Origin of the sequence: Rhizobium sp. NFACC06-2 (assembly GCF_900101425.1) — a bacterium.
Lineage (GTDB): Bacteria > Pseudomonadota > Alphaproteobacteria > Rhizobiales > Rhizobiaceae > Agrobacterium > Agrobacterium leguminum.
Genome location: NZ_FMVA01000005.1, coordinates 78,625 through 91,576, shown reverse-complemented (window position 1 = coordinate 91,576; position 12,952 = coordinate 78,625). Strand labels below are relative to the sequence as shown.

At 61.8% G+C, this 12,952-nt stretch carries 14 protein-coding genes; 10 read left to right on the top strand and 4 right to left on the bottom strand.

From position 1 onward, the window contains the following. The first annotated feature begins 7 nt into the window (after positions 1-7). Entirely contained in the window at positions 8-1,396 is a 1,389-nt protein-coding gene (locus F3H58_RS11020; RefSeq protein ID WP_149742218.1) for a M20 family metallopeptidase, read from the top strand. Here the strand turns inward: F3H58_RS11020 and F3H58_RS11015 are convergent. Beyond that, complete coding sequence (locus tag F3H58_RS11015; protein ID WP_149742217.1) at positions 1,393-2,001, bottom strand: LysE/ArgO family amino acid transporter; 609 nt, start codon at positions 1,999-2,001, stop codon at positions 1,393-1,395. The two genes, F3H58_RS11020 and F3H58_RS11015, sit on opposite strands and share 4 nt — an antisense overlap. A 370-nt stretch (positions 2,002-2,371) precedes the next feature. On the opposite strand from F3H58_RS11015, the gene F3H58_RS11005 reads away from it, so the two are divergent. After that, positions 2,372-3,271 carry a LysR family transcriptional regulator ArgP gene (locus tag F3H58_RS11005; RefSeq protein ID WP_149742216.1) on the top strand — a complete coding sequence of 300 codons (900 nt, stop codon included), beginning with the start codon at positions 2,372-2,374 and terminating at the stop codon, positions 3,269-3,271. 236 nt (positions 3,272-3,507) lie between these two features. Here F3H58_RS11005 and F3H58_RS11000 read toward each other — a convergent pair whose 3' ends face one another. Continuing rightward, positions 3,508-5,700 (bottom strand): transglycosylase domain-containing protein, encoded by a 2,193-nt coding sequence (locus F3H58_RS11000; RefSeq protein ID WP_149742215.1) that lies wholly within the window; start codon positions 5,698-5,700, stop codon positions 3,508-3,510. Between the two features lie 267 nt (positions 5,701-5,967). On the opposite strand from F3H58_RS11000, the gene F3H58_RS10995 reads away from it, so the two are divergent. Together F3H58_RS10995 and blaOXA are read left to right on the top strand one after the other, a co-directional pair. Continuing rightward, positions 5,968-6,447: a YcgN family cysteine cluster protein gene (locus tag F3H58_RS10995; protein ID WP_065654208.1), complete on the top strand. Its 480-nt coding sequence runs from the start codon at positions 5,968-5,970 to the stop codon at positions 6,445-6,447. A gap of 170 nt (positions 6,448-6,617) precedes the next feature. Continuing rightward, positions 6,618-7,442 carry a class D beta-lactamase gene (gene blaOXA, locus F3H58_RS10990; protein WP_065654207.1) on the top strand — a complete coding sequence of 275 codons (825 nt, stop codon included), beginning with the start codon at positions 6,618-6,620 and terminating at the stop codon, positions 7,440-7,442. A gap of 34 nt (positions 7,443-7,476) precedes the next feature. On the opposite strand, the gene F3H58_RS10985 is transcribed toward blaOXA, so the two are convergent. Both F3H58_RS10985 and F3H58_RS10980 read right to left on the bottom strand, forming a co-directional pair. Further along, positions 7,477-7,812 (bottom strand): type II toxin-antitoxin system YafQ family toxin, encoded by a 336-nt coding sequence (locus tag F3H58_RS10985; RefSeq protein ID WP_149742214.1) that lies wholly within the window; start codon positions 7,810-7,812, stop codon positions 7,477-7,479. Next, entirely contained in the window at positions 7,809-8,084 is a 276-nt protein-coding gene (locus F3H58_RS10980; protein WP_149742213.1) for a type II toxin-antitoxin system RelB/DinJ family antitoxin, read from the bottom strand. Before F3H58_RS10980 ends, F3H58_RS10985 begins: the two co-directional genes overlap by 4 nt. 108 nt (positions 8,085-8,192) lie before the next feature. Here F3H58_RS10980 and F3H58_RS10975 point away from each other — a divergent pair, with 108 nt between their 5' ends. The 6 genes from F3H58_RS10975 to mazF all read left to right on the top strand — a co-directional run bounded on the left by F3H58_RS10975 (position 8,193) and on the right by mazF (position 12,925). Beyond that, positions 8,193-8,828, top strand: a complete 636-nt coding sequence (locus tag F3H58_RS10975) for a class I SAM-dependent DNA methyltransferase (protein ID WP_149742212.1) — start codon at positions 8,193-8,195, stop codon at positions 8,826-8,828. Between the two features lie 147 nt (positions 8,829-8,975). Next, positions 8,976-11,558: a heavy metal translocating P-type ATPase gene (locus F3H58_RS10970; protein WP_188128873.1), complete on the top strand. Its 2,583-nt coding sequence runs from the start codon at positions 8,976-8,978 to the stop codon at positions 11,556-11,558. Then, the gene (gene cueR, locus F3H58_RS10965; RefSeq protein ID WP_149742211.1) at positions 11,555-11,977 is read left to right on the top strand and encodes a Cu(I)-responsive transcriptional regulator; all 423 of its coding nucleotides are present in this window, start codon (positions 11,555-11,557) and stop codon (positions 11,975-11,977) included. Before F3H58_RS10970 ends, cueR begins: the two co-directional genes overlap by 4 nt. Positions 11,978-12,030: 53 nt before the next feature. Then, on the top strand, positions 12,031-12,231 hold the full coding sequence (locus tag F3H58_RS10960) for a heavy-metal-associated domain-containing protein (protein WP_149742210.1): 201 nt from the start codon (positions 12,031-12,033) through the stop codon (positions 12,229-12,231). A 68-nt stretch (positions 12,232-12,299) separates the two neighbouring features. Beyond that, positions 12,300-12,566, top strand: a complete 267-nt coding sequence (gene mazE, locus F3H58_RS10955) for a type II toxin-antitoxin system antitoxin MazE (protein ID WP_059753836.1) — start codon at positions 12,300-12,302, stop codon at positions 12,564-12,566. Beyond that, entirely contained in the window at positions 12,566-12,925 is a 360-nt protein-coding gene (mazF, locus tag F3H58_RS10950; protein WP_149742209.1) for a type II toxin-antitoxin system toxin MazF, read from the top strand. The genes mazE and mazF overlap by 1 nt, the downstream gene beginning before the upstream one ends. Positions 12,926-12,952: the final 27 nt, after the last annotated feature.

Below are 12,952 nucleotides of genomic sequence, written 5' to 3'. Positions count from 1 at the left end.
TTCCATCATGTCGCGACAATCCGCAATCGACCGTGCCGCCGCCTGTTTCGACGATGGCAGCTTCGAGCGGGATTTGTCGCGACGCGTTTTGCGACGGACCGAAAGCCAGAATGAGGAGCAGGGCGAGCAACTGACGCTTTATCTGGAACAGGAAATGCTGCCCGCTTTCGCCGCCATGGGTTTTTCCTGCACCATCCTGCGTGATCCGACGGCGGATTTGCCGTTTCTGATCGCCGAGCGTTTCGAGGAGGACACTCTGCCGACCGTGCTGGGATACGGCCACGGGGATGTGGTGCGCGGGCAGGACGAGGGCTGGGCCGAGGGCCTTTCGCCCTTTGTGATGTCCGAGCGCAATGGCAGGTGGTATGGGCGCGGCACCGCCGATAACAAGGGGCAGCATTCGGTCAATATGGCGGCGCTGAAAGCCGTACTCGAGACACGCGGCAGGCTTGGTTTCAACGCCAAATATCTGATCGAGATGGGCGAGGAGAGGGGCTCCCCCGGCCTGAGGGAGATTTGCCGGAACCATGGCGAGCGGCTGAAAGCCGATCTTCTGATCGCTTCCGACGGCCCGCGCCTGAATGCGCAGCGGCCGACGGTTTTTCTCGGCGCGCGCGGCGGCATCACCTTCGATCTGGTGATCGAGGCGCGTGAGGGCGGCCATCATTCCGGCAATTGGGGCGGGGCGCTCTCCAATCCCGGCGTGCAGCTGGCCCATGCCGTCGCAAGTCTCGTCGGTCCGACCGGCCAGATCCGCGTGCCGGAACTGGTGCCGGAGGAATTGCCGAAAGCGGTGCGTGAGGCCCTTGCCGATTGTGAAATCGATGGCGGGCCGGACGGCCCGAAGATCGATCCGGACTGGGGCGAGCCCGGCCTTTCCACCGCCGAGCGGGTTTTCGGCTGGTGTGCGCTGGAAGTGCTGGCTTTCGAGACCGGCAATCCGCGTGCGCCGGTCAACGCCATTCCGCCAAGGGCATGGGCGCGGCTGCAACTGCGCTTCGTCGTTGGTATCGATCCGCAAGCGGTTCTGCCCGCCGTGCGGCGTCACCTCGACCGGCAGGGTTTCGCCATGGTGGAAATCGCGCCTGCCGGCGACGAGATTTTCCGCGCCACCCGGCTCGATCCGCAGGATCCATGGGTGGATTTCACGCTGCGCTCCATTGCGCGCACAACGGGCAGAAAACCGGCGCTTCTGCCCAATCTCGGCGGTTCGCTGCCCAATGATATCTTTGCCGATATCCTCAAGCTGCGCACCATCTGGGTGCCGCATTCCTATCCCGGCTGCTCGCAGCATGCGCCGAACGAACATTTGCCGAAGGAGATCGCCCGCGAGGCGCTTACCCTTATGGCCGGGCTTTATTGGGATATCGGAGAGGGGAATACGCCGCCGCTTTAGGCGCCCATGACGAGCTTGAAGGCGATGGCCCACATGGTGACGGCGATGACGCCTTCAAGAATGCGCCAGGCGGAGGGTTTTTCGAAGATCGGCCGCAGCCAGCGCGCGCCGTAACCCAGTGAAAAGAAGAACACCAGCGAACCGGTGGCCGCGCCCGCCGCGAAGGTTTTTTCGAAGCCGGGAAACTGCGTGGAAATGGTGCCGAGCAGCACGACGGTATCGAGATAGACGTGCGGGTTGAGAAAGGTCAGCGCAAGGCAGATGGCCAGCGTCTGCCACAGGCTCGCCTCCTGCCGCTCCGCCACCGAAAGCGCCTCGGAGGAGCGCAGCGCCGAATGCAGACTTTTGGCGCCATACCAGATGAGGAAGGCGGCCCCCGCATAACGCATGATGGGATCGAGCGCCGGCATGATGGCGCTGATCCGCTGAAAACCGAAAACCCCGACGGTAATCAACAGCGCATCGGCAATGGCGCAGGTGGCGCAAACGGCAAACACGTGCGAGCGCGCCAGCCCCTGCTTCAGAACGAAAGCATTCTGCGCGCCGATGGCAACGATGAGGCTGAGGCCCACTGTCAGGCCGGTGAAGAAGATCTGGATGTCCATGCGCGTCGCGGCCTCTGCCTCTGTCCATTGTGGAATGGCCGAAGCGTTGCTTCCGGACCGAGTGCTTGGATATTTCCGCCAGATAGTTTAATCCAGTTAAATAAACTCAATCTGGATAAGCTGAGCTAATGGCGCGCTCCTTTCTTAAACCTCTCGATTTTCCGCAACGTTGCCATCTCTCCACCCTCATTCCTGTGCTTGTCACAGGAATCCAGCCAGCCCAAGTCCTTGGGCTGAAAAGACTCTTCCGCCGCACAGACGTGCGTCGACTGGATTCCTGTGACAAGCACAGGAATGAGGGAGGGAGAGGCCGTCACCTATGGCTTCCAGGGCTCTCCCGCCACCTCCAAACCCTGCATGAGGTGCCGTAGTGCTAGACTATCCCTCCATGCGGGCCGTGGCGCTCGTTGCCCAGACCGGCAGTTTCGAAAAGGCGGCGCAGGTGCTGTGCGTCACGCCGTCGGCCGTCTCCCAGCGCATCAAGCAACTGGAGGAGCGGCTGGGCGTGGTGCTGATCGTGCGCGGCAACCCGTGCGTGGCGACGGAAAAGGGCGAATGGCTGTGCCGTCACATGGATCATGTCGGCATGCTGGAAAGCGAATTGTTCCGACAGCTTCCGGCGTTGGCGGAAGCGGGCGCAGGGCAGGAGCGCGTGACGCTCAACATCGCCACAAACGCCGACAGTCTCGGCACATGGTTTCTGGATGCGGTTTCGAAATTCACCGGCGGCAGCGATTATCTCGTCAATATCGCGGTGGACGATCAGGACCACACGGTGGAATGGCTGCGCGGCGGCAGGGTGCTCGCCGCCGTCACTGCCCATGCCAAGCCGGTGCAGGGCTGTCGGGTCCTGGCCCTCGGCGTGCTGCGCTATCACGCCACCGCCAGCCCGGATTTCATGGCCCGCCATTTCGCCGGGGGCGTTACGCCCGCCGCCCTTGCCCGCGCGCCGGGGCTCACCTTCAATCAGAAGGACAGGCTGCAGGCGAGCTGGGTCAGGAAGGTGCTGGGCGAGGATATCGCCTATCCCACCCACTGGCTGCCCTCGACCGACGGTTTCGTGAAGGCGAGCCTTTCCGGCATGGGCTGGGGGCTCAACCCGGTGCAGCTTGTGGGGGAACATTTGAGGGAAGGGCGGCTGGTGGAGGTCGTTCCCGGCACGCCGCTCGATATTCCGCTTTACTGGCAGGTGAACCGGCTTGCGGCGGAGCGGCTTGGTGGGCTTACGGCGGATGTGGTGGAGACGGCGAGGGCGGTGTTGTTGCGCTAGGTTGTGGTTTGGAGAAGCGGTGGCGATGGAGTGCGTGGCTTACCCCCCTCTGCCCTGCCGGGCATCTCCCCCTCAAGGGGGGAGATCAGCAGGAGGCCCTACCGCCACTTCATTCTCTGACCCTGAGATGGGCGAAACTTCGCCGCAGATCGATCTCCCCCCTTGAGGGGGAGATGCCCGGCAGGGCAGAGGGGGGTAAGCCCCGAACTCCGAAAGCACCCTTTACGCGCCACACCTCACCGCCGCGCCGCATCCTCCGCGCCTTCCCGCAACGATGCATCCGCCACCTTCTGCGTCGTCACGCTGAGCGCCGAAGCGTCCTTCATCTTCTTGGCGATGGAGCGGATCACACGCGTTGTCTCGGCCGAGAGCGAGCGCGGGCGGGTGAGCGCCGGCAGGGCGGGTGTGCTGGTGGCTGCGGCCGCCACTTCCGCCGAAGGCTGCGGGCGTGCGCCTGTCGGCAGCGGGTTCTGGATGCCGGGGATCGGTCGCAGCTCCATGCCCTGATGGGCATAGTCCATCAGCCGCTTGAAGGCCATGGCCGGAAGCGCGCCGCCGGTCATGTTGTTCATGGGCGTGAAATCATCGTTCCCGAACCAGACGGCCGTGGTGTAATTGCCGGTGAAACCCACATACCAGGCATCGCGATAGGCCTGCGAGGTGCCGGTCTTGCCGCCGGAAACGATGCCGTTATCCAAGGCGCCGCGCCGGGCCGTGCCCATGACCGGGATGGTCACCAGCATCTGGTTCATCTTCGAATTGGCGTCTTCGGAAAGCACCCGTTTGGCGGGCGCTTCGTTGTGGCTGAAATCGTAGAGAACATTGCCCTCGTAATCCAGCACCTGCTCGATGCCGTGGCGGCGCGACTGCATGCCGTCGGCCGGGAAAACGGCATAGGCGGTGGCCTGATCGAGAACCGTCACTTCCGATGTGCCGAGCGGAATGGTCTTGTCGCTGCGCAGCGGCGTGGCGACACCCATGGCCTTGGCGGTATCGACGATGACCTGTGTGCCGAGCACGTCCTTGGCAAGACGCACGGGCACGGTGTTGTAGGATTTGGCGAGCGCCATCTGCAGCGTCACCTTGCCGGCATAGGAGCGGCCGTAATTCTGCGGCGACCAGCCGCGCCAGGTCACAGGCGCGTCGGAGATCAGCGTCTCCGGCTTCATGCCCTTTTCCATGGCGGCCGAGTAGGTATAGACCTTGAAGGAGGAGCCCGGCTGGCGCAACGCCGCCGTGGCGCGGTTGAACTGACTTTCGCCATAGTCGCGTCCGCCGACCATGGCGCGCACGCCGCCGCCGTTCTCGATCATCACCATCGCGCCCTGCTTGACGCGGTAACCTTCGCCGAATTCGCGCAGGCCCATTTCCATCGCCTGCTCGGCCGCCTGCTGCAGACCGGTATCGATGGTGGTGCGCACGACCACGGTGTGGTCCTTGAACTTGCCCTCGGCGGCCAGCCGCCGCACTTCGTCGAAAGCCCAGTCGAGGAAATAATCCGGCGCCTTCACATCGGCGCGGTCGATGACGGTGGCCGGGTTGCGCCGCGCGCCGATGACCTGACCCTCGGTCATCAACCCGCTCTGCACCAGGTTGGAAAGCACGGTGTTGGCGCGCGCACGCGCGGCCGGCAGGTTGACATGCGGCGCATATTTGGCCGGCGCCTTGAACAGGCCGGCCAGAATGGCGGATTCGGCCAATGTCACATCGGTCAGGTTCTTGCCGAAATAAAATTGCGCCGCCGCCGCCGCCCCGAAGGTGCCGCCGCCCATATAGGCGCGGTCGAGATAAAGGCTGAGGATTTCCTTCTTCGACATGTTGGTCTCGAGCCACAGCGCGAGGAAGGCTTCCTTGATCTTGCGCTCCAGCGAGCGCTCATTGGTAAGGAACAGGTTCTTGGCGAGCTGCTGCGTCAGCGTCGAGCCGCCCTGCACCACGCCGCCGGCGCGGGCGTTTTCGCTCATGGCGCGGGCAAGGCCGATGAAATCGATGCCGAAATGGTCGAAGAAACGCCGGTCCTCGGTCGCCAGCACCGCCTTGATGAAATGGTCCGGCATCTGGTCGATCGGGACGGAATCCTCATGAATGATGCCGCGATGGCCGATGGTATTGCCGTAACGATCGAGGAAGGTGACGGCGAAATCACCGCGATAGCGCCAGTCCTTCTTGGTTTCCTCGAAGGCGGGCATGGCGAGCGCCAGAAGCACGACGGACCCCGCCGTTCCGAAGGTCAGCGCGTCGCAGGTGAGGTTGACGAGAAGTTTTTTCCAGCCGCGCACATGCAGCTTGCGCGAGGCGATGGTGACGTCTTCCCAGAAATCCACCAGCCTTGCCGCAGCCGTCCACAGGCCGGAGTCGATGAAGCTATCGATCCGGAGCAGGATGTGCCGTTTTTTACGGCCTTTTTTATCGTCTTTTTCTTCCTGCACCTGGCGATGTTTTCCTGTTCAACGCAACGCTGCCATCGATATGTCTGCCCGATATTCTAGGCTTCAACCCATTCCCGACGCAAAACCGTGGCATGGTTATGTCGGAAGTGCTTGACGCGGCGGCCTTTCGCGGGCCAATGACCCCTCTGCCGCCTGCCAATATGCTAAAATATCGTACAAACCAGCCCTTGGCGATACGATATAAAGGATTAGGGACCGGTTAAACACTCCCGTCCAAGAGATCAAAATGAAACGGAAATGTTAACGATGAATGACGCGCCGTTCTGGAAAACCAAATCACTCACGGAGATGACCGGTGAGGAATGGGAAAGCCTGTGCGACGGCTGCGGCCTGTGCTGTCTGAACAAGCTCGAGGACTGGGACACCGGCGAAGTGGTGTTCACCTCGGTTCGCTGCGTGCTGCTCGACGGCGAGAGCTGTCGATGCTCCGACTATGAAAACCGCCGCGCCACCGTGCCGGACTGTATCCAGCTCGACCTGAAGAAGGTGCATGAGATCGGTTGGTTGCCGCCCACCTGCGCCTATGCGCTGGTGCGCGACGGCAAGGATCTCTACTGGTGGCACTATCTCGTTTCCGGCGATACGGAAACGGTGCATCAGGCCGGCATTTCCGCCCGCGGCCGCACCGTCAGCGAGGCCGATGTGGATGTTGACGACTTCGAGGATTATGTGGTCGACTGGCCCCTGACAGTGGGTGAGAGGGCAGGCGAAAAGGAACGGATGTGACGGAAAACGTCAATTTTCGTTTTGGTCCTATTCCTGCCCCATCGTTCCCTTAAGGCAGTGTCGCCCGAAAGCGTGTCACGGTTTCGGGGTACGACTTGTCTGAAATCAAAGACAGCTTCCGGCCATTCCGGCAAATGATCCGCAAAAGCGGACGAGGGACATCAAAACGCATGCGCTATCGGCTGCCCGCCATCGTTCTTTCATGCCTCGCCCTTCCGGGGCTCCTGCCGTTTTCCGCTGACGCCCAGCAACAGCCCCAGGCCTTCGAATGCACGCTGGTCACCTCCATCGAGACCGGCGCCATCATCAACCAGCAGGGCGCCTGCGACCAGCGCGTGGCGCCGGCCTCCACCTTCAAGGTGCCGCTGGCGCTGATCGGTTACGACGCCGGCATTCTTCAGGATGAAAAGACGCCCGCCTGGGACTGGAAACCCGGCACGGAGGCGCGCGCCTCCGACCGCAAGACGGTCGATCCCTCGATATGGGAACAGGATTCGGTGCTGTGGTATTCGCGTGAAATCACCCGCCGCCTCGGCCCGGAAAAATTCGCCGCCTATGTGAAGCGCCTCGGTTACGGCAATGCCGATGTTTCCGGTGAGCCAGGCAAGAACAACGGCCTGACCCATTCCTGGCTCGGATCGTCGCTGACGGTCTCGCCGGTGGAACAGGTGGGCTTCCTCCGCCGCCTTCTGGCCGGCAATCTGCCCGTTTCGCGCGATGCGCAGGCCAAGACCAGGGCAATCGTGCCGGTCTTCGATGCGCCGGAAAGCTGGGCCGTGCACGGCAAGACCGGCACCGGCTACATGCGCGACGAAAAGGGCAATCCCGACCGAAACCGCCCCTTCGGCTGGTTCGTCGGCTGGGCAGAGCGCGAAGGCCAGCACATCGTTTTTGCGAGACTGCGCGTTTCCGACAAACCGTCCGACGAGCCGCTCGGCCCCGCCGTGCGCGACGCCTTCCTGCGCGATATTCCCCGGCTGGCCGTGCATCGGTAACGAGATCGACCTCAATATCTTTCGGATTGCGCGTTTACCTGAAAAGCTCGGCGTGCGTTCCTGCGCGGGTGAAGATGAGAAGGTTCTGTTTCTCATCAAGTTTATAGATCAACAGAAAGTCCCCGCCGACATGGCATTCGCGATGATCGTGCCATTCTCCGGTCAGTTCATGGTCACGAAACTGCGCCGGTAATGGCGCTTCGCCGGCGATGAGAAGGAGCATGATCTCCTTCAGTTTCACCATGTGATAACGCCCGGAATTGCTCAGCCGTTGCCAGTCCTTGATAAATTGCCTCGTGAAATCCGAACTGCGCGGCAGCACCGTTCGTTTCGATGCTGCGTCTTTTCCACGACCTTTTTTATCCGTCACCGTTTGTTACCATTAAGGGCGTCAAACATGGCTTCCGCCGTCCCGAAACGATTGCGCCTGGCTGCCGCGATGGCGCGCGCTTCTTCAATTGCGGCGAGCGTTTCAGTATTCGGCTGCGTCAGTTCTATCGGGAGTGCTTTTTCTCGGGCAATGCGCGTCAGCATCATTCGCATGACATCGGAAACAGTCAGTCCCAGACTGTCGAGCACGGCAGTCGCGTCATCCTTGAGCGCCTGATCGATGCGCGCTCTCACATAAGCATTTGCGGTCATGATCGACCTCCTTTGGGTAATGCTGTATGTAGCTCAAATGAGCATCAGTTTCAATGTTCGATGAACAGGCAACGGTGCTATTCTGAACTTGGGAAAGGACGACCGGAAATGTCGAATGCCTCCTGCGATGTCATCGGGCTCTATACCGAACACGGGGCCGATTTCGACAAGCAGCGTGGACGCTCCCTTGTCGAAAAACCCTGGCTCGACAGGTTCATCTCGCTCTTGCCGAAGGGCGCGTCCATTCTCGATATTGGCTGCGGTTCCGGTGAGCCGATCGCCGGCTACTTCATCGCCAGCGGTTACGATGTCACGGGCATCGATGCGTCCCTGCCGCTGGTCGAGCTTTGCCGGAAGAGATTTCCCGGGAACCTCTGGACGGTTGCGGATATGCGAAAGCTGGCCCTCGGCCGCCGCTTCGACGGGTTGATCGCGTGGCACAGTTTTTTCCATCTGACGGTGGAGGATCAGCGCCGCATGTTCGGCATTTTCCACCAGCATGCCAATGACGGCGCGGCGTTGATGTTCACGGCCGGAACGGATCACGGGGAGGCGATCGGCACCTTTCAGGACCGCCCGCTTTATCATGCGAGCCTCGCACGCGATGAATATGAAAGCCTGCTTGCCGCGCACGGTTTCCGGCTTCTCGATCATGTCGTCAACGATCCCGAATGCGGCGGCGCCACGGTTTATCTGGCGAGACGTGTCGCCCTCCGAACGCGCTTGGCAGGCCTCGCCCGGTAGCGGGTCTACAGGTCGTATGATCGCGGCGAACATCATATTTTGCAGCGGGGGTCGCACTCACGATTGTGTGTTCAACAAAAAGTTTCCGCTTCCCTTGACCTTCCCATCATGGGAATCTCTACATAGGGTCTCGAAAGGGGATTTCCCATGAACGAGACAGTCAAACACGCCCATCGACATGAACCGGTTTCCATTCCCGTGGAAGGCATGACCTGCGCTTCCTGCGTGCGCCGGGTGGAAACGGCCGCGGCCAAAGTGCCGGGTGTCATGTCGAGTTCCGTGAACTTCGCCACGAAGAAGCTCACCGTCGAGCCGGCCGAGGGTTTTTCGGCCAGAACGCTTGGCGCCGCCATCAAGAAGGTCGGTTACGATATCGCGCCGGAGCGTCACGAATTTGCGGTGGAAGGCTTGCGGGGCGAGGCGGAGGTGGAGCGGCTGAAGGCCGTTCTGGAAGCGGTCGCCACCACAGTCGCCGTCAAGGTCGATGCGGCCTCCGGCAGGGCCTCCGTGGAAACGATTGGCGGCCGGCGTGAACGGGATGCGCTTGTGGAAACGGCAAAGCTTGCCGGTTTTGCGCTGAAGACGCCGGCGCCGCACGACCATTCCGCCCACAACGGTCACGGCCATCACCACGGACATCATCAGGGCCACGGCCAGATGGCGGCGGGCGAGGCCGGCGGCCATGACCATATGCAGCATGCGGGCGAAGAAGGCGCGCTGAAGCGCGACCTGACGATTGCCGCGATCCTGACCGCACCGCTTTTCGTGCTGGAAATGGGCGGCCATCTCTATGAGCCGATGCATCACTGGCTGATGGGCATCATCGACACGCAGAACCTCTATTACATCTATTTCGCGCTGGCGACGGCGGTGATTTTCGGGCCGGGCCTGCGTTTCCTGAAGACCGGTTTTCCGGCCCTGCTGCGCGGCGCGCCGGAAATGAACTCGCTGGTGGCACTGGGCGTCACGGCGGCCTATCTCTATTCGGTCGTCGTCACCTTCGCGCCCGACCTACTGCCGGATGAGGCGCAGTTCGTCTATTATGAAGCCGCAACCGTCATCGTCACGCTGATCCTGACCGGGCGGCTTCTCGAAGCCCGCGCCAGCGGACGCACGGGAGACGCAATACGCAAGCTGATGAGCCTGCAGGCGAAGACCGCGCGGGTGGAGCGCGACGGCGCTACCATCGATATTTCCCCCGAAGACCTGGTGGCTGGAGATATCGTCGTCATCCGTCCCGGCGAAAGGCTGGCGGTGGATGGCGAAGTCGTCGAAGGCTCCTCCTATGTCGATGAATCCATGATCTCCGGCGAACCGGTGCCGGTGGAAAAGACGGTCGGCGCAGCGGTTGTCGGTGGCACCATCAACAAGACAGGCGCCTTCAAGTTCAAGGCAACCAAGGTCGGCGCGGATACCATGCTGTCGCAGATCATCCGCATGGTGGAGGAGGCGCAAGGGTCCAAGCTGCCGATCCAGCTGCTGGTGGACCGCGTCACTGCGCTTTTCGTGCCCGTTGTTATAGCAATCGCTGTGCTGACCTTCATCGTCTGGGCGATCTTCGGTCCCGAACCTGCCTATACTTTCGCGCTGGTCAATGCGGTCGCGGTGCTCATCATTGCGTGCCCCTGCGCCATGGGTCTCGCCACGCCGACATCCATCATGGTCGGCACCGGCCGGGCGGCGGAGCTTGGCGTGCTGTTCCGCAAGGGACAGGCCCTGCAGGAGCTGCGCTCGGCTGAGATCGTCGTGGTCGACAAGACCGGCACTGTCACCAAGGGCCGCCCTGAACTGACCGATCTGGTGGTTGCGGAAGGTTTTGCCGATGACGAGGTTCTGGCGCTCGTCGCCGCCGTCGAGGGCCGCTCGGAACATCCGATTGCCGAAGCCATCGTCCGGGCTGCGGAAGAAAAGAAGCTTGCGACCCCTGCAGGACTCGAACCTGCGACCGTCGAAAACTTCGAAAGCGTGACGGGTTACGGCATCGCCGCCACCGTCAATGGCCGCAGGGTGGAGGTCGGTGCGGATCGTTACATGGCGAAGCTCGGCCATTCCGTGGATATCTTCGCTGAGGCCGCCGCAAGGCTGGGTGACGAGGGCAAGACGCCGCTTTACGCCGCCATCGACGGCAGGCTGGCGGCCGCGATTGCGGTTGCCGATCCGCTGAAACCCTCGAGTGTGACTGCCATCAGGGCGTTGCAGGCCATGGGCATCGAAGTGGCGATGGTGACGGGCGACAATGAACGCACGGCGAATGCAATAGCCCGGCAGGTCGGCATTTCCCGCGTGGTGGCCGAAGTGCTGCCCGAGGGCAAGGTGAAGGCGATCCACGAGATGCGCGCAGGCGGCAAGGTGCTGGCCTTCGTGGGCGACGGGATCAACGATGCGCCGGCGCTGGCCGAGGCCGATATCGGCATCGCCGTCGGCACGGGAACGGATGTCGCCATCGAAAGCGCCGATGTGGTGCTGGTCGGCGGCGATCTTCTCGGCGCAGTCAACGCCATCGAAATGAGCCGGGCGACCATTCGCAACATCAAGGAAAACCTGTTCTGGGCTTTCGGTTATAATGTGGCGCTGATACCGGTTGCGGCGGGCGTGCTCTATCCGGCCTTCGGCATCACGCTGTCGCCGATGATCGGCGCGGGCGCCATGGCGCTCTCCAGCGTCTTCGTTCTCGCCAATGCGCTGCGGTTGAAACGGGCGAAGGTGGCCCATCGGGAGGTGACGTCATGAATATCGGCCAGGCATCGGAAGCATCGGGCGTTTCCGCCAAGATGATCCGTTATTACGAGCAGATCGGCCTCATCACGCCGGCCGCCCGCACCGGCAATAATTACCGGGTCTATGGCGAGCAGGACGTGCACAATCTACGCTTCATCAAGCGGGCGCGCACGCTCGGTTTCTCGCTGGAAGAAACCGAGACGCTGCTGAAACTCTGGCAGGACAAGACCCGCGAAAGTTCGGCGGTCAAGGAAATCGCGCTCGTCCATATCGCCGATCTCGAACAGAAAATCGCGGAGATGAAGAGCATGGTGAAGACGCTCTCCCATCTCGCCCATTGCTGCGGCGGCGACCACCGGCCCGACTGCCCCATCCTCGACGATCTCGCGGGCGCGGACAAGACCGACGCCAGACCCGCGCGAACCCACTGACCTTTAATGACAGCCGGTGCGAGAACATCACGACCGGCGATAAGGAGAAAACCATGAGTGCAACCACCTTCCTCATTCCGGACATGACCTGCGGCCATTGCGAAAAGACGCTGCGCGGCGCTCTCACGGAGGCTCTTCCCGGCGCATCCGTCAGCATCGACCTCGATGCCCACAGGCTGACGGTTACGGGCGATGCCGCAACTGCGGAAGCGGCGATTCGCGAAGCCGGTTATTCGCCGGAACGGGCGGTCTGAGAGACGGCTTCCGTTTGCACAGGTCCAAAAATGTGCTACATATGTTGCACAAAATGGAGCGTAGACGGATGACCGTAACGACGAGAATAAGACGTCAGGGCGGTGCGGCGGTGATGACCATCCCGCCCGCTCTTTTGAAGATGCTGGGGCTGGAAATCGGTGAGCAACTGACACTCGAGGTCGATAACGGCGCGCTGGTCGCCAGCCCGGTTCGGCAGGAAAAAAAGCGCTTCACGCTTGCCGAACTGCTGGAGGGTGCGGATGAAGTCGCCGCCCTCAATGCCAGCGCGCGGGAATGGGACGAAGCGCCGCCAGTTGGTAAAGAAGCCCTTTGATGGTCCGCAGCCAGGTTCCAAAACGTGGCGACGTTTATCTGGTCGACCTCAACCCTGTCATTGGCAGCGAAATCAGGGACGAGCATCGTTGTATCGTCATCACGCCCAGAGAAATCAATGCGGTTGGACTGTGCCTTGTCGTTCACGTGACGACGGGCGGAGCATTCACACGCAGGGCCGGGCTTGCCGTGAACATATCGGCCCACAGGACAACGGGTGTCGCACTATGCAACCAGGTGAGAAGCATGGACATTGTTGCCCGTGTCGCCCAGAAAAAAGCGAAATATATCGAAACCCTTGACGATGCGACGATGGACGAAATCGCCGCTCGTGTCATCAGCATGATCGATCCCGCCTGAGAACACCCATTGGAACAATGGGCGAAA

What these genes read in the sequence shown, in the direction of transcription:
- F3H58_RS10995 (WP_065654208.1), top strand. Translation starts at nt 5,968, where the DNA reads ATGAATGACGCGCCGTTCTGGAAAACCAAATCACTCACGGAGATGACC.
- F3H58_RS11020 (WP_149742218.1), top strand. Translation starts at nt 8, where the DNA reads ATGTCGCGACAATCCGCAATCGACCGTGCCGCCGCCTGTTTCGACGAT.
- blaOXA (WP_065654207.1), top strand. Translation starts at nt 6,618, where the DNA reads ATGCGCTATCGGCTGCCCGCCATCGTTCTTTCATGCCTCGCCCTTCCG.
- cueR (WP_149742211.1), top strand. Translation starts at nt 11,555, where the DNA reads ATGAATATCGGCCAGGCATCGGAAGCATCGGGCGTTTCCGCCAAGATG.
- F3H58_RS10960 (WP_149742210.1), top strand. Translation starts at nt 12,031, where the DNA reads ATGAGTGCAACCACCTTCCTCATTCCGGACATGACCTGCGGCCATTGC.
- mazF (WP_149742209.1), top strand. Translation starts at nt 12,566, where the DNA reads ATGGTCCGCAGCCAGGTTCCAAAACGTGGCGACGTTTATCTGGTCGAC.
- mazE (WP_059753836.1), top strand. Translation starts at nt 12,300, where the DNA reads ATGACCGTAACGACGAGAATAAGACGTCAGGGCGGTGCGGCGGTGATG.
- F3H58_RS11015 (WP_149742217.1), bottom strand. Translation starts at nt 2,001, where the DNA reads ATGGACATCCAGATCTTCTTCACCGGCCTGACAGTGGGCCTCAGCCTC.
- F3H58_RS10975 (WP_149742212.1), top strand. Translation starts at nt 8,193, where the DNA reads ATGTCGAATGCCTCCTGCGATGTCATCGGGCTCTATACCGAACACGGG.
- F3H58_RS10980 (WP_149742213.1), bottom strand. Translation starts at nt 8,084, where the DNA reads ATGACCGCAAATGCTTATGTGAGAGCGCGCATCGATCAGGCGCTCAAG.
- F3H58_RS10970 (WP_188128873.1), top strand. Translation starts at nt 8,976, where the DNA reads ATGAACGAGACAGTCAAACACGCCCATCGACATGAACCGGTTTCCATT.